Origin of the sequence: Humidesulfovibrio sp., from assembly GCF_031082295.1 — a bacterium.
In the GTDB taxonomy this organism is placed as follows: Bacteria; Desulfobacterota; Desulfovibrionia; order Desulfovibrionales; family Desulfovibrionaceae; genus Humidesulfovibrio.
On record NZ_JAVHLD010000002.1, the window covers coordinates 65,582 to 87,151 of the forward strand.

General features: G+C 61.8%; 19 protein-coding genes. 9 read left to right on the forward strand and 10 right to left on the reverse strand.

Annotation, left to right across the window (positions count from 1 at the left end):
* Positions 1 to 150: 150 nt before the first annotated feature.
* The 3 genes from RDU24_RS01655 to RDU24_RS01665 are packed head-to-tail and all read left to right on the forward strand — an operon-like array spanning position 151 to position 4,663.
* Complete coding sequence (locus RDU24_RS01655) at positions 151 to 3,360, forward strand: SNF2-related protein (protein WP_308733983.1); 3,210 nt, start codon at positions 151 to 153, stop codon at positions 3,358 to 3,360.
* 20 nt (positions 3,361 to 3,380) lie between these two features.
* Positions 3,381 to 4,268 carry a hypothetical protein gene (locus RDU24_RS01660; RefSeq protein WP_308733984.1) on the forward strand — a complete coding sequence of 296 codons (888 nt, stop codon included), beginning with the start codon at positions 3,381 to 3,383 and terminating at the stop codon, positions 4,266 to 4,268.
* Positions 4,241 to 4,663: a DUF3783 domain-containing protein gene (locus RDU24_RS01665; RefSeq protein ID WP_308733985.1), complete on the forward strand. Its 423-nt coding sequence runs from the start codon at positions 4,241 to 4,243 to the stop codon at positions 4,661 to 4,663. Before RDU24_RS01660 ends, RDU24_RS01665 begins: the two co-directional genes overlap by 28 nt.
* Positions 4,664 to 4,875: 212 nt before the next feature.
* Here RDU24_RS01665 and RDU24_RS01670 read toward each other — a convergent pair whose 3' ends face one another.
* From RDU24_RS01670 to RDU24_RS01705, 8 genes are all read right to left on the reverse strand, one after another.
* On the reverse strand, positions 4,876 to 5,400 hold the full coding sequence (locus RDU24_RS01670) for a single-stranded DNA-binding protein (RefSeq protein WP_308733986.1): 525 nt from the start codon (positions 5,398 to 5,400) through the stop codon (positions 4,876 to 4,878).
* 54 nt (positions 5,401 to 5,454) lie between these two features.
* On the reverse strand, positions 5,455 to 5,835 hold the full coding sequence (locus RDU24_RS01675) for a hypothetical protein (RefSeq protein WP_308733987.1): 381 nt from the start codon (positions 5,833 to 5,835) through the stop codon (positions 5,455 to 5,457).
* Between the two features lie 10 nt (positions 5,836 to 5,845).
* On the reverse strand, positions 5,846 to 6,496 hold the full coding sequence (locus RDU24_RS01680; protein ID WP_308733988.1) for a biotin attachment protein: 651 nt from the start codon (positions 6,494 to 6,496) through the stop codon (positions 5,846 to 5,848).
* Between the two features lie 86 nt (positions 6,497 to 6,582).
* Positions 6,583 to 8,841 (reverse strand): acetyl-CoA carboxylase carboxyl transferase subunit alpha/beta, encoded by a 2,259-nt coding sequence (locus RDU24_RS01685; protein ID WP_308733989.1) that lies wholly within the window; start codon positions 8,839 to 8,841, stop codon positions 6,583 to 6,585.
* Positions 8,842 to 8,863: 22 nt separating this feature from the next.
* Positions 8,864 to 10,300: a biotin carboxylase N-terminal domain-containing protein gene (locus RDU24_RS01690; protein ID WP_308733990.1), complete on the reverse strand. Its 1,437-nt coding sequence runs from the start codon at positions 10,298 to 10,300 to the stop codon at positions 8,864 to 8,866.
* 23 nt (positions 10,301 to 10,323) lie between these two features.
* Positions 10,324 to 10,707: a PilZ domain-containing protein gene (locus RDU24_RS01695; protein ID WP_308733991.1), complete on the reverse strand. Its 384-nt coding sequence runs from the start codon at positions 10,705 to 10,707 to the stop codon at positions 10,324 to 10,326.
* 79 nt (positions 10,708 to 10,786) lie between these two features.
* Positions 10,787 to 11,530, reverse strand: coding sequence for an OmpA/MotB family protein (locus tag RDU24_RS01700; protein WP_308733992.1), 744 nt, complete (start codon positions 11,528 to 11,530; stop codon positions 10,787 to 10,789).
* A gap of 3 nt (positions 11,531 to 11,533) precedes the next feature.
* Entirely contained in the window at positions 11,534 to 12,280 is a 747-nt protein-coding gene (locus RDU24_RS01705; RefSeq protein ID WP_308733993.1) for a motility protein A, read from the reverse strand.
* Positions 12,281 to 12,356: 76 nt separating this feature from the next.
* Between RDU24_RS01705 and RDU24_RS01710 the strand changes: the two genes are divergently transcribed.
* The 6 genes from RDU24_RS01710 (at position 12,357) to RDU24_RS01735 (ending at position 18,975) form a co-directional block, all read left to right on the forward strand.
* Positions 12,357 to 13,208, forward strand: coding sequence for a purine-nucleoside phosphorylase (locus RDU24_RS01710; protein WP_308734149.1), 852 nt, complete (start codon positions 12,357 to 12,359; stop codon positions 13,206 to 13,208).
* A 92-nt stretch (positions 13,209 to 13,300) separates the two neighbouring features.
* Positions 13,301 to 14,077, forward strand: coding sequence for a FlgO family outer membrane protein (locus RDU24_RS01715; protein ID WP_308733994.1), 777 nt, complete (start codon positions 13,301 to 13,303; stop codon positions 14,075 to 14,077).
* A gap of 87 nt (positions 14,078 to 14,164) precedes the next feature.
* Positions 14,165 to 15,049: a carboxylating nicotinate-nucleotide diphosphorylase gene (gene nadC, locus RDU24_RS01720; RefSeq protein ID WP_374989735.1), complete on the forward strand. Its 885-nt coding sequence runs from the start codon at positions 14,165 to 14,167 to the stop codon at positions 15,047 to 15,049.
* Between the two features lie 86 nt (positions 15,050 to 15,135).
* A complete protein-coding gene (gene nadA / locus RDU24_RS01725) occupies positions 15,136 to 16,167 on the forward strand; it encodes a quinolinate synthase NadA (protein ID WP_308733995.1) in 1,032 nt (343 codons plus the stop codon).
* 35 nt (positions 16,168 to 16,202) lie between these two features.
* A complete protein-coding gene (gene nadB, locus RDU24_RS01730; RefSeq protein WP_308733996.1) occupies positions 16,203 to 17,795 on the forward strand; it encodes an L-aspartate oxidase in 1,593 nt (530 codons plus the stop codon).
* A gap of 52 nt (positions 17,796 to 17,847) precedes the next feature.
* Positions 17,848 to 18,975 (forward strand): M48 family metallopeptidase, encoded by a 1,128-nt coding sequence (locus RDU24_RS01735; RefSeq protein ID WP_308733997.1) that lies wholly within the window; start codon positions 17,848 to 17,850, stop codon positions 18,973 to 18,975.
* Positions 18,976 to 19,095: 120 nt separating this feature from the next.
* Here RDU24_RS01735 and rpsT read toward each other — a convergent pair whose 3' ends face one another.
* Complete coding sequence (gene rpsT, locus RDU24_RS01740) at positions 19,096 to 19,368, reverse strand: 30S ribosomal protein S20 (protein WP_308733998.1); 273 nt, start codon at positions 19,366 to 19,368, stop codon at positions 19,096 to 19,098.
* A gap of 105 nt (positions 19,369 to 19,473) precedes the next feature.
* Positions 19,474 to 21,558, reverse strand: a complete 2,085-nt coding sequence (gene glyS / locus RDU24_RS01745; RefSeq protein WP_308733999.1) for a glycine--tRNA ligase subunit beta — start codon at positions 21,556 to 21,558, stop codon at positions 19,474 to 19,476.
* Between the last annotated feature and the right edge of the window lie 12 nt (positions 21,559 to 21,570).

The following is a 21,570-nucleotide window of genomic DNA, read 5'->3' on the forward strand; positions in this document are numbered from 1 at the left end:
TCGCTCACACTATGGCTCAGACCACGTAAAAAGCCAAGCGCCCCTTGCTTTTGCGGCAGCGATTGCTATACTCGCTCATTCGCGTCTGGCAAGGTTGCCCATAATGTCCTCACCGGCGCATGATATTGCACTTAAGGAGTTTTCTGCTTCATGCCCATAGCAGACGAGAACAGGGTTCGGGAGATCCTCACCCGCTTTGTACGGGAGACGATTCCTGACTATATTGTGGAGAATTCCACGGCCATTGTCGAGTCCGATGGCGTGCAGAAGCTCGACATACAGCAACGCGACCAATTTTTGGACGTGGACGGGCAGGTGCAAGGTGACGATTTCCAGATCTACACCTCCGAACTCGGCCTGAACCTGAGCGACGGCACCATCAACTCCTACTGCAACTGCCCGGACTCCTTTTCCGGCGTGTGCCGCCATGTGGGCGCCACGGCGCTCAAGATGCTCAATTCACTTTCGAGCGCCAAGAAGACTGACGTCCCCAAGCCCCGCACGGACTGGCGCCAAACCTTCCGCACCTTCTTCTCCACCGAGCTTGAGCCCGAACCAGGCAAGCATTACCTGGTGTATCGACTCTTCCCCGAGCCAGGTCGACTGCAGGTATCCTTCGCCCGCGCCAGGCAGAACAAGTCCGGCATCTCAAGCGTGCAGCAGGACATCACGCTGGAGCAAATCATAAAGAACCCCGACTGGTGCGAAATCGCGCCGGGCTTGCCGAAGGTAGCGGGCATGATCGCGCACTACCTTGACTATCAGGGGCACCGCGTTGAGCTCCCGGCAGGCCTGCACTCCTGGTTCTTCCGCGCCATCAAGAACGAGTACTACATCTATCTTCGCGACACGGAACAGCCGGTACGCATCGAGAGCAAGACCCTGCAGCTCAAGCTCTCGCCCCAGCTCTCGGAGGACGGCCTGGGCTTTGACCTGCTGCTCTCGCGCGAGGACCGCCCCCCCTTCTCCATCCGCAAGGAGGACGAGATCTATTTCTACGGGCGGTTGCCCCTGTGGCTTTACTGGAAGGGCAACTTCCATCCGGTGCAGACCGGACTCGATCCTGAGCTCATCCAGGAGATGGTCGAGCAGGCGCCCATCGTTCCCCACGCGGACATATCCGAATACCTGGACCGCGTGTGGACCAAGATTCCAGTTTCCGACCTCTACGGCCAGGAGGACTTCCTGGAGCGCATGGGTCCGATCTTCCAGCCCGCCGAGTTCAACCCCAAGCTGTTCCTCGACGAGGAAGGCAGCCTGCTGGTGCTCAAAATCCAGTGCATGTACGACACCGACCACGGCGAGGTCTCGCTGCCCGGCCCCAATCCGGACCTGCAGACCGGCAGCTACCGCTACGCCGACAAAAGCTACCTCATCCGCCGCGCCCAGGACGAGGAGGCCGTGCTCTTCGCCGAGTTGCAGCACATGGGCTTCCAGCCCAGGAGCAACCACACCTGGTTCATGGAGCAGGAGGCGGCCATCAACTTCCTGTTGGACTTCTACCCCATGCTGGTCGAGGGCTACCGTGTCTACGGCGAGCAGAACCTGACCCGCTACAAGGTGCGCCTGAGCAAGCCCGAGATCGTGGCCGAGGTGAAGAGCGACGAGGAGAACAAGTGGTTCACCCTTGATCTCACCGTGCAGTACGACGACCAGAAGGTGCCCATCGAGGAGATTTGGAAGGCCTGGGTCCAGAAGAAGCGCTATGTCCAGCTCAAGGACGGCTCCTACACCAGCCTGCCCGAGTCCTGGCTCCGGCGCTTGGGGCACAAGCTCAAGGCCCTTGGCTTCGACCCCGAAAAGCCGCCGCAGAAGAAGTTCCAGCAGTTTGAAGCCCCGGTGCTGGACAACCTGCTGGACGACATGCCCGGCGCAAAGACCGACGCCTATTTCGTCAAGCTGCGCGAGAAGATCAGCAACTTCCAGCAGATACGGCAGCTGCCGCCGCCCAGGGGCCTCAACGCCACCCTGCGCCCCTACCAGGTCATGGGCCTGTCGTACATGAATTTCCTGCGCGACTACGGTTTCGGCGGAATCCTGGCCGACGAAATGGGACTTGGCAAGACCGTGCAGACCTTGTCCTTCCTGCTCTCCCTCAAGGAGCGCGGGGTCAAGGGTCCAAGCCTCATCGTGGTTCCCACAAGCGTGCTGCCCAACTGGGAGCGTGAAGCCGCGAAGTTCGTGCCCGCCATGACACGGCTCACCATCTACGGCGCCAAGCGCGATGATTTGTTCAGTCGCATCAAGGACTCGGACCTCATCATCACGACCTACGCACTGCTTCGCCGCGACCTGGAGGAGCTCTGCAAGTACAAGTACACCGTGATCATTTTGGACGAGGCCCAGAACATCAAGAACCCCAACACCATAACAGCCCGTTCCGTGCGCCGCCTGGAAGCCGAGATGCGCCTGTGCCTGTCCGGCACGCCCATCGAGAACAACCTCTTCGAGCTGTGGAGCCTGTTTGAATTCCTCATGCCGGGCTTCCTCGGCTCGCAGCACGCCTTCCAGCGCGGCATCGTGAAGCCCATCAAGGACGCCGACGAGGAAACGCTCAACTACCTGCGCTCCCGCGTGAAGCCGTTCATCCTGCGGCGCACCAAGAGCGAGGTGGCCAAGGATCTGCCGCCCAAGATCGAGACCACCCATTACTGCGACCTCGCCGACGAGCAGCGCGATCTTTACGGAGCGCTGGCCGCCAGGCTCAAGGCCCAGGTGCTCAAGGACGTGGACGAGAAGGGCCTGGCCAAGAGCCAGATGTCCATCCTCGACGCCCTCTTGAAGCTGCGCCAGATCTGCTGCCATCCGCGCCTGCTCAAGCTCGACATCCCAGGCATCAACACCAACCTGCCCTCGGGCAAGTTCGACGCCTTCAAGGATCTGGTGACGGACATCGTGGAGGGCGGCCACAAGGTGCTGGTGTTCTCGCAGTTCGTGCAGATGCTGCACATCATCCGCTCCTGGCTGCAGATCCGTGAAGTGCCCTTCGCCTATCTCGACGGCTCAAGCAAGGACCGCTTCGAGCAGGTGGACAAGTTCAACGACTCGCCGGACATCCCGATCTTCCTGATCTCGCTCAAGGCGGGCGGCACCGGGCTTAACCTGACCAGCGCGGACTACGTCATCCACTACGACCCGTGGTGGAACCCGGCGGTTGAGAATCAGGCAACGGACCGCACGCACCGCATCGGCCAGAAGCGGCAGGTCTTCGCCTACAAGATGATCTGCCAGAACACCGTCGAGGAGAAGATCCTGAAGCTCCAGGAGATGAAGAAGGACGTGGCCGAGTCCATCATTCCCGGTCAGTCGGCGTTCAAGTCGCTCACGCGGGATGACCTGGAGATGCTCTTCGAGGTCTAAGGACCTGAGCGACGTCATCCATGAACGCCCTTACACGTCCTCTTATCCAGGCCTTTGACGGACTGCAGGCGTTTGCCGAGTCGGAACCGACGCGTCGCCGGGTCGGCAAGGCGCTCATCTGCTACTTTCTGACGGCGCTGACCCTCATCGAGTTGAACAGCCTGGGCTGGTTGCCAGACTTCCTCGCCCGTTATCTCTCCACAAACCGGTTTGACGCGGTGGCCCACACCTTCACGTTGGTGCTGGTGCTAGAGGTTGTGGATCTTGTGTTCTCCCTGCCCAAGTCCACGTCCAGATCCGTGGGCAAGCAATTTGAAATCCTGGCGCTCATCCTCTTGCGAAACGCCTTCAAAGAGCTGAACAACCTGCCTTTTCCCGTCGACATCACAAACCACACGGACGTGCTGGTGCGGCTGGCAACGAACGGAGCCGGTGCGCTGGCCGTCTTTGTCCTGCTGGGGGCGTACCTGCATGCCCAGCGTTGCGCGCCAAAGCACTGGGCGCCAGATATCCTCCAGAAGTTCATCGCCGCCAAGAAACTCGTGGCTCTCCTCGTGCTTGGATCGTTCTTGTGCATGGGGGTGTACAACGGGATTTTGATCGTACGCGGCGAACCGCATTTCGACGTGTTCCACGATTTCTACACAGTGCTCGTCTTCACCGACATCCTCATAGTGCTCATTGCGCAGCGTTACATGCCGGAATTCCACGCGATCTTCCGTAATTCAGGCTTCGCTTTGTCCACGCTGTTCATTCGCATGGCGCTCACAACCGATACGATCCTCTCGGTCATCGTGGGCGTAGGCGCCATGGTCTTCGCAGTCTGCCTGACTTACGCCTCCAACCACTTCTACAGCATCACCGCCAAACCGGGGCTGCCGTGTCCGCTTCCTCCTTTTCCAAAATAAAGAACAGCGCGAAGAAACGGCTGTACGGTCCGCGCCGCTGCCTTGTCTGCGGCTACAAGGCGGACGAACAGGAAACTCTGCTGGCCATGATGGTTCGTTGGAATTTCGCGGACATGCCCGCGCTGTTCGCGGGTGCCGTGGACATGGACCGCCTGGTGGGTGATATCCTGAGCGAGGAAGGCGGCTACGGCCAGGGCCAGGACAGCCCGCTGCCGCGTGCGGTCATCCTTTCCGGCCTTACCGAAAAGGAACTGCACACCTTCATGGCTGCCTGGAAGCACCTGGGACTGCCACGCCAGAACTGGGCCACGCTGACCCCCACCAGCGAGACATGGACGCTCATCGACTTGCTGACGGAATTGGACATGGAGCGGGTGGCGCTGGGCGGGAAGTAAGAGAATAGCCTCCGGCGGCCAAAGGGCCTGAGGCCCTTTGGGGTCCCCAGTAAACAAGCGGGGCATTCAAGGGAAGTCGGATCAATTCGCCTGAGGCAACTCCATATCACTGCGAAGGGCCGGGAAGAGCATCAGCTCGACCCGGCCCTTTGCCGTGCATGAGGGGGGACGGGGGGAATCATTCCCACCGACCGCCAGAGGCTGAATGCTCTCTAGAACGGCACGTCGTCCATGCCGCTGGCCTCGGACGGGAACGCCGGGCCAAGGTCTTCATCGTCATGGAAGGGCGGATTCTGGCCGCCGCCACGCTGCTGGTTCTGCTGCCCGCCATACTGGTTGCCACCCTGCTGGCGCGGAGCGTAGCCGCCCTCGCTGCCCTGACCGCCACCCTGGCCGCCGCCCGGACGTGGCCCAAGGGCCTGCACGCGCTGTGCGACGACCTCGGTGGAATAGCGATCCTGGCCGTCCTTATCCTGCCACTTGCGGGTCTGCAAACGGCCTTCGACCATAATCAGCGAGCCCTTGGCCAGGTACTTGCCGCAAAAGTCGGCCTGCTTGTCGAAGGTCACGACGGTGTGCCAGTCGGTGCGCTCGGTGAACTGGCCGTCCTTGTCGCGGATGCGCTCGCTGGTGGCCAGGCGCATGTTGGCGATGGGCAGGCCGGACTGCGCATAGGAAATTTTCGGGTCCTGCCCCAGGTGTCCGACCAGAATCACTTTATTCAGGCTGCCAGCCATGTGCTCACTCCTTGCAAAGATATGCGTTCTACGTAAAGTTGATAACAGACGCTGTTAGTCGCGTCCAGGCTGATCCTTGAATTTCTTGCACTGGGACTCAAGGTCGTCCAGTGCGTCCTCTATTGCGTCGGTAGCCGCATTGGCGGCGCGGGCGTTCCATTCGCCAAGCTCGGCGTCCAGTCGCGCCTTGGCCGCAGCTGCCTTTCTGATGCCCTCAGGAAGTTCGCTCAAAGCCTCTTCTGGCAGCAGGCCGATCTCCAGGCGATCGGCCAGGTGCGTCACAAGCTCAAGCACGCCGCGCTTTTCCGGCGGCAAGGCCTCGATCTTCACCGCGACAGGGCTGAAGGCCATGGCCGAAAGCCTCGGCCAGCGCTTCTGTACTTCGGCAGGATCGAAGGTCGTAGCGGAAACGCGAATCTGCAGCGTGCGGCCCATGCCAAAGCTCCTAGTCGCGCTCTTCCCATTCGCCCTGGACGCGGTTGACCACATCCTGAATGAGGCTGAGCTGGTTTTCGGGGCACACGCCGATGAGTGGCTGCCCACCGTCGACGTTGTCGCCCTGCTGGAAATATACCGCGTAGATGATGCCTTCCGGCCCGGAATAGGAGAGCGGGGTCTCGCGTTTCATGCGCGACACGATGAACATGTCCAACCCCTCGCGCACCTTCACCGACTGCTCGCCCCCGGCCTTGATCTTGGCGTCGATCTCGGGGACGAAGTAGTACTTGGCGCGTTCCGGCGCGCAGAATAGGTGCAGGGCTTTCTTGAGGATGCGTCCTATGACCTCCTCCTTGGACAGGAAGTGGCGGATGGTGAGCAGCCGCTCCCCGGCCTCCACAAACTTGCCCTCAAGCTCGCTGCGAATGTCCATGACCTGGCCCTTCTGCGTGGCGTAAATGGGCTTCTTGTTTCTCTCGCGCGTCAGGTGGGCCAACAGCGTGCCTGGGCGCTCCAGCCATTTCCCGGAAGGCCCGGTGACGCGGTCGCCGGCGTTCAGGCCGACGAACTCAACAACACCCGTGTGCGGGGTGTTGATCTCGATCTCTTCATAGGGCGAGGCGTTCAATTCCTCGAGCATTTCTTTAACGTTCAGCAAAGCGTGTCCCTCGCATTAGTCGTTACGGCTTCTTTTCCGTTTCGGCATGCTGTTCTATTTGTCAGGAATTAATAATCTTATTCGCGCTAGCGGTAATACAGGTTCTTGCCGCCCATGGTCAGAAGCGCCTGGTGCAGGTTCTTCTTGATGTCGCGCCTGTCCCAGATACCCTGAATGTGCCCGCGCGACAAGGCCGAGAATGCCCGGTGATATTTCGGGGGCACCTCGACGCCGGTGGTCTCGAAAATGACGCCCGGTCCTGCGAAACCGATGTTCGAGGAGCGCACGGCGAACTGGTAGGGAGAGCAGCCCAGGAAGCTGGCCACCGGTCCAGCGTAGGAGTTGGTGTCATACAGCACCAGGTACAGGCCTCCGGCCTCGATATAGCGGCGGACGGCCATGGTCACGCGCGGCATCTGGATGACCCCGCAGGTGCCCTCCTGAATGCGGATGCCTGCCGTTCCGTGTGAGTACAGGATGAACGGAGCGCGCTTGAGCATGGCCCGCTCGGCCGCGCGGATTATCTTTTCGCCCTCGGCCGCGCCCACCGTGCCGCCACGGAACGGGCTGACCAGCACCGCAACAACCGTTGTCACGCCTTCGATACGCGTCTCGAACGTGATACAGGAGCTGCCCAGGCCGGTCTTCCGCTTGGCCTGCTCCAACTTCAGGTCAAAGCCCTCGTAGGACAACGGGTTGCCGGACTCCAACTCGCGGTTGAACTCGTAGGCTGAGGCAAAATCAAAGACGTTGTACAAATACCACTGGAATTCCAACGAAAAATGGTGGCCGCAATGGGAGCATACACCGGCGAATTCGCCGAAGAGGTCCGGTGACCAAAGATCCAGGCAACCATGGGTCGGCGCATTCGGACAGGTGAGGGTGCGGTCCTCGCGGCTTTTGGGGCTCACGTACACCCAGGAGTCCTCCAGGCGGCATGGCCCTTCTTCCGGGCAGGAGAGGTTGGTCAGTCGTTCCAATGCCTCCGGCGGCACCTCCAGGCGGCGCTGCTGACCGTCGCCCAAACCAAGAAGCTTTCCCAGCGGACCGCCAACGCCCTGGCGCAGTGCCCGCAATTCGGCTTCGGCGGCCTCAAGCATCCGCAAGAGACGACGTTTGTGCGGGGCCAAAAAGTCGTGGCGCAGCGTGCTGTGAGCGGACCAGAGCATGCCCTCCAGGCTGGAATAGATGCGCGCGCCAAGGGTTCGATTGTCGCGGCAGGCAGAGCGGCTCATGGCCCGGAACTTATCGAAACGCCTGCGCACCAGCTTCTTCCGGGCGCTCTGACCAAGCGACCAGCGCACAAAGATATCCTGTGGATCCAAAGACTTGCCCTGGCGACGGATGGCCATGCCACGCAACGGGCCGAGGGCTTCCACGGCGTCTACCACCTCGTCCGTGGCGCGTATGACCTCACGCCGGAGCTTGCGGAAGAAATCATAGTGTTCTGGCCGGGCGCCAAGGGGCGGCTCCTGCACCACGCGGTCGATGAAGCCGAGCTCCAGGTTGTCGGAGGCCGTGATGCGCAATCTCTCGGCGCATTGGGCAATCAGTTCAGGCGTGGCCTTGCCCTTCAGCCCGCCCTCGATGGCCGCGGCGCCCTCGGGAGAGATGACAGAGTAGTAGCCGTGCGAGAGCATAAGCCGCTTGTCGGCCAGCGCGATGGCCTCGGCCCCGCCGCTTCCGCCCTCGGAGAATACGCTGATGATGGGGACTCTCAGCCCCGCCATGACATAAAGGTTCTTGGCAATCTGCTGGGCGGCGCCGGGGTAGTCCTCCACGGGAAAGGCGCCAGGGGTGAACACGTAGGAATGGATGGGGATGTTCTCGATCTCGGCCACGCGCATGTAGTAAAGAGCGTTGGCGTTGCCCCAGGGCTTGATGGAGCCGCCGTTGCGGAACTCCTGGCCGTGGCCCTTCTCCTGGCCGATCACCATCACCGACTGGTGCACCGTTTTCTTGCCCATGCGGCGGGCAATGGTGGCGCGGGCGATGATGATGCCCGGGTCGATGCTCCACTCGTCCTGTCCGCCGATCTCGGTGTAGTTGTCGTAGACGTTTTCGAGGATGTCCTTGAGGGACACGCGCTGCGGGTGGCGCACGATGCGCACGCGATCCATGGGCGTGAGCTCGACCTCAAGCTTGCCTTCCAGTAGCGAGAAGAGCTCCTCCAGCTTGGCCACCTGACGGGACAGCTCCCGCATGCCAAGGTGCGCGGCCTGCTCCAGAAACTCCTCCAGCCGGGTCCTCAGCAACGCCACGGACGAGTTCTCGCGCTGGCCGAAGATGTCCTGAATGTAGGTGAGCCGCGCGGCCAGCTCCTGAGTGCGTTTATCTATGTCCATTGCTTTGGTCCACGTCTGCCGCCTAGAAGTGCAGGATGGTCTGGGTGCGGTTGAGCAGGAAGGAAACGTTGGTGCGCAGAGGCTCGCCGCGCGTATCCGTGCCGCGGAGCACAAGCGCGTTCAGGAACTCCGCGCCGCGCTTGCGGGCCTCATCCAGGCTCTCGCCCCAGACGATGCCAAGCGCCAGGTTGGGGTCGAAGTCCATGGGTATCTCGTAGGGCTTGTCGCCGTCTTTCAGATTCGGGACCTGGGTGAACACCTGAAGCCAGGGTTCCTCACGCCAGCCAAAGGCCTCGATACGGCCCAGACACGGGGTAAAGCGGTCAGCAGGGTCCTCGGCCAGAATGCGGTACTCTATGCCCACTCCGGCGAAGGTGACATCCTGCTGGGTGTAGCCCAAGGGTTCGCCCAGGCCCAGACGGATCTGCTCGGCTATGACGTCCACCCCGTGCTGGCCGTCGGCCCGGCCGCGGATGCGCGAGGTGATGCCGGAGACGCCGTTTTCCACCTGAATGCGCGTGTTGACTTCCATCAGGAAGGGATCGCCTCTCGGCGTCACGATCCACTCCCAGGTGCCCACATTGTCGTACCCGACCTGGAGCGACATGTTCACGCTGTGGGTCGTGATGGAGTCAAGCACCTTGGCGGCGTCAAAGGCATAGGTCAGGCTCACGGGGTCAAAGCCCGGTGCAACCTCGATGCGCTTCTGACGGCCCAGGCTCTGCACGGAGCAGTTGCGCGTGCCCAGATGCACGGCGTTCTTCCCGCCACGCTCGGCCACCACCTGGACCTCCAGGTGGTTGAAATCAAAGATGCGCTGCTCGATGAGCACGCCCTCGTCACTCAGGTTGCGCTTGGCGTAGTTGCGGATGCGCCGGTACACGGAGCGGAACTTGTCGATATCAAAGACTTCCTCGATGCCCATGCCTCCGCCGCCGGCCGAGGCCTTGACCAGCACGCACCCTTCGGCGATGCCCTGGTCCTGCTGGAAGGCGAAGATGGTCTGCGCCAGTTCCACGGCCTCCATCTCGTCATAGATGGGCCGGTCCGAGCCGGGGATGGTGGGAACGCCATGAGCGCGGGCGATGCGTTTGGTGTTGATCTTGTCGCCCAGGTCGCGCACCAGCGTCCACGAGGGTCCGATGAAGATGAGGGGGCGCTGGCGCGTCTCGACGCGTCTTGCGAAACGGAAGTCCTCGGCGAAGAAGCCGTAGCCGGGATGGATCGCGGTGGCCTGGGAGGCATCGGCCACCGCCAGTATCTCGCTCGGGTCCTGATAGGAGTGGATGCGGTAGAGCCGTTCAGGGCCGCCGAGCTCGCGCGCAAGCCGCACATGCCCGGACTGTTCGTCAGCGGTGGTGTAGACGCAGACGAAGTCGTGCCCGAGCTTCACGCAGGCGCGCAGTATACGCATGGCGATCTCGCCACGGTTTGCGATGAGCAGAGTGTGTTTGGCCATTCCCGGTCCCCGGGACAAGCCGGCTATTCTGCCGCGCGCTTGGCCTTGCGCAGTTCGATGAGTCGTTTTTGGACCTCAAGCACGAGCTTGTCGAGCTTGATTTCCTGACGGCGGTCCATAGCCTGGAAGTTGCACCCGATGATGCCCCGATCAAGCACACGCATGACCTTGCCCTTGAGTTCGCCCAGGAAAAGCTTTTTGCTCAGCATGAGATCGAAAGTGAACTCAAGGCCGGCGCTATACCCGCGCGGATTGTCCTCAAAGGCGAAGCCCGAAGCGCTGATGTCGCTCACGGGAAAATCCCGGGGGCCGTTCTTGGTGTTGATGCGGATGTCAAGCCCGGGAACGCGTGTGCGATAGGCTTGGCGGAGCTTGTCTTCCTCGTCAACCTTGATTTCGAAGTCCATGCAGCACCTCGCGGATTCTTGGCATTACGCCGACTTTTGCCCCCATGCAGGGGAGTTGATTCGACGCGTCGGAAGCACCTTACTTTCCGAAGACTCGTTTTTCCAGCACAAATTCAACCCTGCGGTTCTGGGCCCGATACTCTTCGCTTGTGTTCGGAAACAGCGGACTAATGTCCGCCAAGCCCGTCGACGTCAGCCGTTTGGGCTCAATCCCCATGGACATGAGGACACGCAGCACGTTCACCGCGCGCATGGAGGAAACCTCCCAGTTGTCCTTGAACCGGGAACCCGGTGGAGGAGGCTGATCATCGGTATAGCCCCGAATGTTGATGGTCTGGTCCGGGTGTTGGATGAAGAAATCCTTCATCTCAGCAATGATCATCAGGCCCTTCTCTGTCAGGTTCACCTCGCCACGGGCGAAAAGCACATCTCCGGGAGCGCGCAACGTGATGACGCCATCCTCGAAGTTGGCGCCCACGAGCCCTTCCAGACCCTTCTTGGTCTGCAGAAGCTTAACGTCGGAAAAGACCTTTTGCTGGGCAAGCTGAATCTGGCGATTCATCATCACCTGGTCAAGAATGACCCCCGCCTCCTGCTGGCTGATGGTGCTGGTGGCCATGGAGGTCTCCTTGCCGCCAAGCGCCGCCGTCACAGCCTGCAGCGCAGTGGAAATCTTCTTCTCGTCCGGCACGGACATGGAGTACAAAAGAATAAAGAACACCAGCAGAAGCATGGTCAGGTCAGAGAATGTAGTCAACCATTCCTGAACATCACCAGGATCTTCCTCAATGGGCGGCGGAATTCTTTCTTCGCTCTCAGCCATGGGCTACTTCCTTTCAGACGGAGCAAGGAACGAGGAAAGCTTTTCCGAGACGAGCAATGGGTTGTTGTTCTCAAGGATTGATTTGGCGCCCTCGAATATAACTTCCAGGTGCAGTTCTTCCTGAAGTGTTCGCGTGCGCAGCTTGTTGGCGATGGGCAGGAAGATGACCGTGGCCAGGATGGTGCCGTAGAACGTTGTGATGATGGCGACGGCCATGGCCGGGCCGATGGACTTGGGGTCGTTCAGGTTGGCCAGCATCTGGATGAGGCCGATGAGTGTTCCGATCATTCCGAAGGACGGGGCGAGGCTGCCCAGGCGCCTGAAAACTTCCTCACCGACCTTGTGTCGACGCTTCATGGAGCTGATCTCGATGGACAGGGTGCTGCGGATGAGGCCGGGATCGGCGTTGTCGGCGATGAGCTGACAGGCCTTCTTGAGGACCATATTCTCGGTTTTGACGTTCTCAAGGGCGATAAGTCCCTCGCGACGGCTGATCTCCGCGATCTTGACCATGGTGCCGACCACCTCGCGAACCTGGACTTTTCTTGATGAAAAGGCCTTGAACATGGCCTTGAGCGCCTGGGCGACCTCCTCAAAGGGGAAGGCTACGAAGATCGTGCCGAAGGTGCCGCCAACAACGATCATGACGCTGGGCAAGTCAAGGAAGATATTGACCTGACCGCCCATGAAGATGGCGACCATCACCAGCGAAAGTCCGGAGAAGAGACCTATGAGGGTTGCGAAATCCATACGCTGTGCCTACCCTGGCTTGTGCTTTCCGGCGCTCCTGAGGTACATTGCCAAAGGGGGCAAGAAGAACACCATGATGAAAAACTCAATCGACTGCCACGAAACTGCTCGGCACTCTGCCCGCTTCATACGCGAAAAACTATGCAATGTTCAAGCAGGAACCTTGGGGCTCGTGCTCGGGTCAGGCCTTGGGGCCGTCCGCGAGCGGATCACCCAGTTCACCGACCTGCCCTACTCCGGCATTCCCGGCTTGCCGCAGTCGACTGTCGAGGGCCACGGCGGGTTCCTGCGCTCCGGGCTGCTCGGCGGACGACCGGTCATCGCCCTGTGCGGGCGCGTGCACCTCTACGAAGGCTACTCTGCCGCCGAAGCCTGCCTTCCTGTGCGCGTGCTCTTTGAGCTCGGCGTGCGCACCCTGGTGCTGACCAACGCCGCAGGAGCCCTGAACCCGCTCTTCTCCACCGGCACGCTCATGACCATCACCGACCACATAAACTTCACGGGCCAGAGCCCGCTGACCGGGGCCAACGTCGACGCCTGGGGCCCGCGTTTCCCGGACATGAGCCGGGTGTGGTGCCCCGGCCTTGTCGCCCTGGCCAACGCCCAGGCCAGGCGCCTGGGACTGGTGCTTGAGCGGGGCGTCTACATCCAGGTTGCCGGGCCGAACCTCGAGACGCCTGCCGAGACAAGGTCTTATCGGCAGCTTGGCGCGGATGCCATAGGGATGAGCACAGCCATTGAGGCCATCGCCGCCGCGCACATGGGCATGCGGCTCATGGGTCTGAGCTGCCTGACCAACAAGAACCTGCCGGACTGCATGGCCGAGACAAGCCATCAGGAAGTCCTTGACATGGCTGGACGCGCCGCAGCAGACATGGCCATGCTGCTTGAGGCTGTTGCCCAGGCCATGCCGACGCTGGACGCCTAGCTGTTCCTGGCGTAAAGTTATTTCGCCAAACGAACGATATGTTCAGTGCAAGGATAAGCATCGTCAACAACATGTTCCCCGGACAACGAGACATGAACGCGACAATCCGCCTCCGCAAAGTGTGTCTGCTGGCCCTGATCCTCCTGGTCAGCGCGGCTGTGTCCGGTTGCGGCAGCGCAACAACGTCCTACTACAACCGCATCAAGCGGACGGTCGTGGATGCCAAGGACGACGTGCTCGGCACACGGCCGACCACGGCGGAGCTCTTCCCCGAGGACAACACCCCACTTATCGACATCAACTACGATGCGGCTGACGACATGATGGGCCTGTTCGTGCCCGCGCTGAACAAAAAATCGCCCATCTACTACGACCGCTTCACCAACCGCATCGACCCCGCTGATCCGTCGCCTTTTGGCCGCCTTGTGTCCGAGCAGGTGGCGGCGCGCTTTGCGACCCGCAGCTTCATGGTCACCGATGGTCCAGCCAAGATACCGCCAACTGTGGTGAAGAAGCCCGTGGAGCACGACCCGATGCCCGCCTCGCCCGAAGCCAGAGAAGCGGAGTACAAGCGCACGCAGGAAGAGTTCAGTCCGGTGAGGCCTTGTGAGCTCACCGGCACCTACCTCATCGCCGACAGGGTGGTGTACATCTCCGCGCGCCTGACCGCCTTGGACAACGGACAGGTCATGGCCGCGCACAGCTGGACAGTTCCCGTGAACCGCAACACTCGCTCGCTCCTGCCGCAACTCAAGCAGAGCGGCGGCATGAAGCCGTCGGTTCGCACTTCGCTGAACTACAGCCCCCATGAGATAGCCAATCCCTCAGGCCAGCGCGACACCTACATCGAGCGCACGCTCGTCCGCTAACCCCGGCTGGCCGTGAGGGCCGACTCTTGACGCAGCGCCGTTCCTCCCCTACCAATCTCGTCCACACCATGAAAGGGAGACGCGCGCATGTCCGCATCCTTGCCTGAATCCTTGTTCGACACCTTCTTCCAGGCCGAGGCCAAGCTGTTCCTGCTGGCAGGCATCCGCATCGCGCTGAGCGAGGACGGCAAGGACCTTACCTCCCTTGGAATTTTTGAGGACTCTGACCTCGCCGTGGCCCATATCGTAGCCAAGGAGGACACCATTGTCGCCGGCTTGCCGCTTATCCCGCTCATTCTGGAATTCGCCGGGTGCGAGTTCCAGCACATGCTGAACGTGGACGAAGGCGACCGCGTGTCCGCAGGCGCCATGCTGGCGGCCATCCAAGGCCCGGCCGCCCACCTGCTGCGCACGGAACGCGTCATCCTGAACTACCTGGGGCACCTGTCCGGAATAGCCACCCTTACCGCCAAATACGTGGCCGCGCTGCAAGGTTCGCGCACCACTCTGCTCGACACGCGCAAGACCCTGCCGGGCCTGCGCTATCCTGAGAAGTACGCCGTGCTTGTGGGCGGCGCCAGGAACCATCGGCTGAACCTTTCCGAGATGCTCATGGTCAAGGACAACCACATAGACCGCGCGGGTGGCATCATTCCCGCCGTTGAGAAGCTGCGCCTGGCCTATCCCGAGGATTGCCCGCCCATCGAAGTCGAGTGCCGCACCCTCGATGAAGTCGACCAGGCCGTCAGCGCTGGCGTCCAGCGCATCATGCTGGACAACATGGCCGTTCCCCTGCTGCGAGAGGCCCTGGCCCGCATCCCCGAGGGCATAGAGTCCGAGGCCAGCGGCAACGTGACCCTGGAGAACATCGCCGAGATTGGTGCGGCAGGCCCGGACTTCGTGTCTGTCGGTCGCATCACGCATTCCGCACCGTGTTCAGACTTGAGCATGCGCATTCAACCGCTAGAATAGCGCCCCCTGGACCAAGCGTCGGCTTGAATATCCGGAATAAGGCGAGTATGCAGCCAGCATGAGGCCAATATCATAAGGACAGAAGCATGAGCGCACTGAACGAACGCATTGAGACCCTGCGCGCGCAGTACGGAAACAGGCTGGCCATCCTGGGTCACCACTACCAGTCCGACGAGGTCATCCGGCACGTGGACTTCCAGGGAGATTCCCTTGAACTTGCGCGCAAGATCGACGGACTGGCTGCCGAACACATAGTCTTCTGCGGCGTCTACTTCATGGCCGAGTCCGCCTGCGCGCTGGCCAGGCCAGGGCAGAAGATCCACATTCCCGACGTGGACGCCACCTGCCCCATGGCCGACATGGCCCCGGCCCAGCGCGTGGAGGACGTGCTCTCCGCCCTGCGCGACGACGGTCGCCTGGTGATCCCCCTGGCCTACGTGAACTCCTCCGCCGAGGTGAAGGCCGTTTGCGGCATGTACGGCGGCAGCGTGTGCACTTCCGCCAACGCCAAGGTCATGCTCGAATGGGCGCTCCAACAGGGCGACGCGGTGCTCTTTCTGCCCGACAAGAACCTGGGGCACAACACGGCCAACCAGTTGAACATCGACACCACCGAGCGCCTCGAGATCGACATCCGCGACGGCGGCGCCCGCCTTGACCACAAGAAGGCACAGTACGCCCGCCTGCTGCTTTGGCCCGGCGCCTGCGCCATCCACCACAAGTTCAAGAAGAGCCAAATCCAGGAGTTGCGCCGCACCAGACCGGGGGTTCGCGTCATCGTGCACCCGGAATGTTCCCAGGGCGTCGTGCGCGCGGCAGACGGCGCTGGCTCCACCTCCTACCTCATCAAATACTGCGCCAACGCCCCGGCGGGATCAAAGATCGCGGTGGCCACGGAATGCAATCTGGTCGAGCGGCTGGCCGCCCGCCACACCCCAGAGGGCAAGGAGATCTTCCCGCTCAAGCGCCTGGCTTGCTCCAACATGGCAAAAATTTCGGAAGAGCGGTTGCTTGCGCTGCTTGAAAATCTCGACTCAGCGACGCCGCTGGCCCTTAGCGACGACGTCACCGAACATTCGCGGGTGGCGTTGGAGCGGATGCTGCGCATCTGCGCGTAGCGCCTCCTGCTGTCCACCTGTCGCCTGGAGCCTGGATGAACGACTATCGCCTCAAGACCGACGTACTGGTCATCGGCTCCGGCATCGCCGGGTCCATGGCCGCCCTCACCCTCGCCGAAACCGGCGCGGACGTGACCCTGCTCACCGCTGGCGAGGATCTTTTCTCCGGCAATACGCGCCTGGCCCAGGGGGGCGTGGTTTTTCATTCGCAGGACGACGACCCCGGCATCCTTGAAAAGGACATCATGACCGCCGGATGGGGCCAAAACTACCTGCGGGCCGTGCGCTACCTCTGCCACAAGGGGCCGAAAGTCCTGCAGAAAACGCTCATCGACGCCTACCACGTGCCCTTTGAGCACCGCGATGCGGACGCCTGGTACTTCACCCGCGAGGGCGGCCACAGCGTGGCCCGCATCCTCTACGCAGCCGACCACACCGGCCTGACCATCATGCAGCAGCTGACCAAGGCCGTTGAGGAGTCTCCCAACATCCGCGTGCTGACGAAGCGCACCGCCATCGACCTTTTGACCACGCACCACCACGCCACCCACCTGGACTTCAAGTACAGCCTGGCAAACCAGTGCGTCGGCGCATACGTCTTCAACGAGCAGCTCTCGCAGGTGGAGATCGTGCTGGCCGACTTCACGGTTCTCGCCACCGGCGGGGCCGGACACATCTTCCTGCACACCACCAACTCGCGCGGCTCCATCGGCTCGGGGCTTTCCATGGCCAATCGCGCCGGGGTAAAGCTGCACAACCTGGAATACGTCCAGTTCCACCCCACGGCCTTCTACCAGGGCACCAAGCGCTTCGAACGGCGTTTCCTCATCTCCGAAGCCGTGCGCGGAGAAGGCGCGCGCCTTGTGAACAGCAAGGGCGAGGCCTTCATGCAACGCTATGACCAGCGCTCGGACCTTGCCCCCCGAGATATCGTCACCCGCGCCATCATGGCCGAGATGCTCAGCACCGACGAGGATTGCGTCTACCTCGACACGACACGCGGGATGCACCGCGAGGTGACCGAACGCTTCCCGACCATCTACGGCAAGTGCCTGGAGCAGGGCATCGACATCCGCACAACCCCGATCCCCGTTGTACCGGCGGCGCATTATTTTTGCGGCGGCATCCTCGTCGACACGCGCGGGCGCACCACCCTTGAGCGCCTGTACTCCGCCGGGGAATGCACCTGCACCGGCGTGCACGGCGCAAATCGCCTCGCAAGCACGTCCCTGCTTGAAGGCCTGCTCTGGGGCTACAGCGCCGGACAGGACATCGCCAAGCGCCTCGGTTCCAAATGGCGCGTCACCAAGAAAATGGCTGGCGCCATCCCCGACTGGCAGAACCCCGGCGACATCCACAACGAGGACCCGGCGCTCATCGCCCAGGACTGGGCCACCATCCGCAACACCATGTGGAACTACGTCGGCGTCATCCGCTCCACCGCCCGCCTGCGCCGCGCCTTCGAGGACCTGCGCAACCTGTCGAAGAACATGCACGACTTCTACAAGAAAACCCCCATCAGCAAGCCCATCATCGACCTCTTCCACGGCTGCCAGACAGCCTACGTGGTGACCCTTGCCGCCATGCGCAACACAAAGAGCCAGGGCTGCCACTACAGGGTGGACTAGCTCAACGCTTTCCAATACAGTCTGGCGAATACCCCCCCAACGGAGGCCAGACATGCCCTTTGTCAGAATTCTTGCGTTATTTGCAGCGCTTACCCTTATCGCCGGTTGTGGTGCCGTAACCCAACGCCCGGACCTCGACGAGGGCGCGGTGGCTGCGGAAGCCAACCGCATGTATGAAATGACGGCGGAACGCGAACAGAAGATGAGCAAAAGGGTTTTCGATCTCGCCACCCCCCTGCTCATCAACAATGCGGACCTGTGCGAAGACAACACCAGCTACATTATCTCCATGTCAGTCGCCAACGTTGAAAGCTATAGCGGACGTAGGCGCGAGGTCATGAGAACCTTGTACGAGCTGGACGAACGCTTGCGAGTGACGATAGTTGGCCGTGAAGGCCCCGCGCACATTGCAGGCATCCGCGCTGGCGATATCATCCTGGCCGTCAACGACATCGAAACGCCACGAGGGCTGGATGCGAAAGCGTATTTCAAGGTACATATGTCGCCGCTGGTGGAGTCAGGAAAGCCCATCAAATTCAGCCTACTGCGAAACACTGAAATAATCACTGCCTATGTTCAACCAGTCATGGCATGCGACTACCCCGTGCATCTCGTGGCAAACGGCGAAATAAACGCCTATGCCACTGGCACGTCCATTTCAATCAACACAGGGCTTCTGAACGCCTTTGAAAGTGACAGCATCGTCGGAATGGTTGTTGGGCATGAGCTTGCACACAATATCATGGGGCACAGGGAAAAGAAGGAATTGGAGTACTGGAAGGACATCTTCGTCATGAAGGTCTTGAACAATTCCACCGGCACCAACGTCGGCACCGTCTACGCCAACTTCTCCTACCTGGACAGCAGCGTTGATCTCGAATTCGAAGCTGACTACGTGGGCCTGTACCTGACCGCGAGGGCAGGTCTTGAATACGAAGGAGCTCCCGCCTTTCTGCGCAGACTCGCGCTCGACTCGCCCCGGTCCATCAACCGCAGCAGCACCCACCCCAAACTGGCCGAGCGCTATGTCGCCCAAGAGGCGGCCATCGCCGAGATACGCAAGAAGACGGCGCTGGGCCATCCGCTGATCCCGGAGATGAAGCTCGAAAAGGCGGAGAAAAAGCCGACCATGAAGGACGGCTGGGCGCCGGTGGCCGTGGGCCTTGGGGCAGGTGACTAGCCCTATCTGCCAGCCCACGCTTGGGTAAACGCCGCAAACCAATGATGCGCACGTTCCCCAACGCAAAAAGCCCGCCACGGAAATCCGCGGCGGGCTTTATTGTCAGATAAGGGACTCTGTCTAGGCTTCGGCGGCCATCTTGTTGATGGCGGTCTGCAAGCGAGCGATGCAGCGGCCAGCCTTCTTCCAGTGGATGACTTTCTTGGAAGCGGCGCGGTCGAGCACGGAGCTGGCGGCCTTGAGCGCGGTAGCGGCAGACTCGGCGTTCTTCTCGGCCAGGGCCTGACGCACGGCCTTCACCACGTTCTTGATGCGGGTCTTGACGGCTTTGTTGCGCGCCTGACGCTTCAGGCTCTGACGGTGCCTCTTCAAGGCGGAAGGATGATTGGCCAAGGCTCTTTCTCCTGATTCTTTGTGTTGTTCAGTCTCGACACTGAGTCGAGAGAGGGTCCTTAATCACAGCGCCATGCGCTTGTCAAGCGGTTTTTTGTGGCAGGCCTACACCTGCAGGGCACCGAAGTCCGCAAGACGCCCCAGCCGCTCTACCAGGGTGAAGAGAATGTTCAGGCGGTTCTGGCGCAAATCCGCGTCCTCGGCCATGACCATGACATTGTCGAAGAAGGCGTCCACGGCTGGCCGGAGCTCGCCCAGCATGGCGAAAAGTCCGGCGAAGTCGTCCGCAGCCCAGAGCTCCTCAAAGCGTCCGGCGCTGACGCTCAGACTCTCGGCCAGCACGCGCTCCTGGTCCATTTCCAGGCGCGCCACGTCTACATTGGCGGAGAGCGCGGCCCCGGCCTCCGCTCCCTGCTTGCGGATGATGTTGGCGGCGCGCTTGAAGGTCAGCACAGCCTGCTCGAAGTCCGGCTGGCGACTGAAGGTGGTCAGCGCGTCGAAACGCATCTTCAGGGTGCGGATGTCATCGAAGCCAGCGCCGAGGGCGGCGTCGGCCACGCGGCTGTCGGCCTCGCCGCTCGCAAAGAGCGCGCGCAGGCGCAAACCGAAGAATTCCAGCATTTTGGACTTCGCCTCAGATGGAGGGAGCTTCCACTTCACGTTCTCGTACCCGGCTTGGGCCCAGCCAAGCAGTTCATCGAGCTTCAGGCGCAACCCGTGCTCCATGACGATACGGCTGATGCCGAGCGCCGCGCGTCGCAGCGCATAGGGATCGGCGGCGCCAGTGGGGATCATGCCCAGGCCGAAGCACCCGGCCATGGTATCGGCCTTGTCGGCAATGGCGAGCAGCGCCCCGGCGAGGGTGGCGGGCACGGGAGAGTCCGGTCCTGCGGGCAGGTACTGCTCTGCGATGGCCTGGGCCGTCAGCTCGCTCTCGCCCTTCTTGCGGGCGTAGATGCCGCCCAGGACTCCCTGCAGGCTGTCGAACTCGTAGACCATCTCGCTCATGAGGTCGGCCTTGGCCAGGCGTCCGGCGCGGGACATGTCGGCCACGGGCAGGGCACAGGCCTCGGCCAGGCGGGCGCAGAGCTTCTCCAAACGGCGCGACTTGTCGCCCATGCTGCCCAGCGGACCAAGGAAGACCACGCTGTCGAGCTTGGCGAGCCACTTGTCCTGGCTGGCGGCAAGGTCAGCCTCCCAGAAGAAGCGGGCGTCTTCCAGGCGGGCCTTCAGCACGCGCTCCCAGCCCTTCTTGACCAGAGCCATGTCGAGAGGCTCGATGTTCAGCGTGGTCAAGAAATAGGGCAGCAGGTTGCCGTCAGCACCGCGGATGCCGAAGCTCTTCTGGTGGCTCTGCATGCTGGTCAGCAGCACCTGGGCGGGCAGTTCCAGGTAGAGGCGCGCGAACTCGCCCAGAATGGGCCTGGGGAACTCAACGAGGTTCGCCACCTCAAGCAGCAGGCCGTCGTCCCAGACCACGGTTCCGCCCAGGCTGGTAGCAAGGCGGTCACCCTCGGCGCGAACCAGTTCCAGGCGCTCACGGGCGTCGAGCACCACGTTGCACTTGTCGCGGATGATGTCGAAATAATCCGCCGCAGCGTCCACGGTCCACGGGCCGGGGCCGAGCACGCGGTGGCCGTGGGTGATGCGCCCGGAGGTCAGCCCGGCGATCTCGATGGGTACAACGTCGGCGTCGAGAAGTGCCAGCACCCAGCGCAACGGGCGGCCGAACAGGAAATCGAGGCTGCCCCACTTCATGCGCTTGGGGAAGGAGAGGCCCTTGAAAGCCGTGAGGCAGAGCGCGGGCAGAATGTCCTGGGTGCGCCCGCCGCCGACTTTTTTCTTGGCAGCCAGATACTCGCCCTTGGGCGTCTGCTGTATGAACAGATCGGCCTCGTCCACGCCCTGGGTCTTGGCGAAGCCCTCGCCGGCCTTGGTCAGCTTGCCGTCGGCATAGGCGATCTTCACCGGCGGCCCGGAGACGATCTCCTCCTCCAGGCGCTGTGAGGGTGCAAGGCCGGAGACGTGCGCCACGAGCCTGCGCGGGGTGGCGAAAGCGCGAACTCCGGCATGGTCGATGCGCGCCTCGGCAAGCAGGCGCTCGAACAATTCAACAAGTTCCTCGCCCAGGCGCGGCACAAACCGCGCGGGCATCTCCTCGGTTCCGATCTCAAGAATGAATTCAGACATATTGTGGCGCTC

Excerpts from the sequence above, each read along its gene's own strand:
- RDU24_RS01655 (WP_308733983.1), top strand. The coding sequence starts at position 151 with ATGCCCATAGCAGACGAGAACAGGGTTCGGGAGATCCTCACCCGCTTT.
- RDU24_RS01660 (WP_308733984.1), top strand. The coding sequence starts at position 3,381 with ATGAACGCCCTTACACGTCCTCTTATCCAGGCCTTTGACGGACTGCAG.
- RDU24_RS01670 (WP_308733986.1), bottom strand. The coding sequence starts at position 5,400 with ATGGCTGGCAGCCTGAATAAAGTGATTCTGGTCGGACACCTGGGGCAG.
- RDU24_RS01675 (WP_308733987.1), bottom strand. The coding sequence starts at position 5,835 with ATGGGCCGCACGCTGCAGATTCGCGTTTCCGCTACGACCTTCGATCCT.
- RDU24_RS01685 (WP_308733989.1), bottom strand. The coding sequence starts at position 8,841 with ATGGACATAGATAAACGCACTCAGGAGCTGGCCGCGCGGCTCACCTAC.
- RDU24_RS01690 (WP_308733990.1), bottom strand. The coding sequence starts at position 10,300 with ATGGCCAAACACACTCTGCTCATCGCAAACCGTGGCGAGATCGCCATG.
- RDU24_RS01695 (WP_308733991.1), bottom strand. The coding sequence starts at position 10,707 with ATGGACTTCGAAATCAAGGTTGACGAGGAAGACAAGCTCCGCCAAGCC.
- RDU24_RS01700 (WP_308733992.1), bottom strand. The coding sequence starts at position 11,530 with ATGGCTGAGAGCGAAGAAAGAATTCCGCCGCCCATTGAGGAAGATCCT.
- RDU24_RS01705 (WP_308733993.1), bottom strand. The coding sequence starts at position 12,280 with ATGGATTTCGCAACCCTCATAGGTCTCTTCTCCGGACTTTCGCTGGTG.
- RDU24_RS01710 (WP_308734149.1), top strand. The coding sequence starts at position 12,357 with ATGAAAAACTCAATCGACTGCCACGAAACTGCTCGGCACTCTGCCCGC.
- RDU24_RS01715 (WP_308733994.1), top strand. The coding sequence starts at position 13,301 with ATGAACGCGACAATCCGCCTCCGCAAAGTGTGTCTGCTGGCCCTGATC.
- nadC (WP_374989735.1), top strand. The coding sequence starts at position 14,165 with ATGTCCGCATCCTTGCCTGAATCCTTGTTCGACACCTTCTTCCAGGCC.
- nadA (WP_308733995.1), top strand. The coding sequence starts at position 15,136 with ATGAGCGCACTGAACGAACGCATTGAGACCCTGCGCGCGCAGTACGGA.
- nadB (WP_308733996.1), top strand. The coding sequence starts at position 16,203 with ATGAACGACTATCGCCTCAAGACCGACGTACTGGTCATCGGCTCCGGC.
- RDU24_RS01735 (WP_308733997.1), top strand. The coding sequence starts at position 17,848 with ATGCCCTTTGTCAGAATTCTTGCGTTATTTGCAGCGCTTACCCTTATC.
- glyS (WP_308733999.1), bottom strand. The coding sequence starts at position 21,558 with ATGTCTGAATTCATTCTTGAGATCGGAACCGAGGAGATGCCCGCGCGG.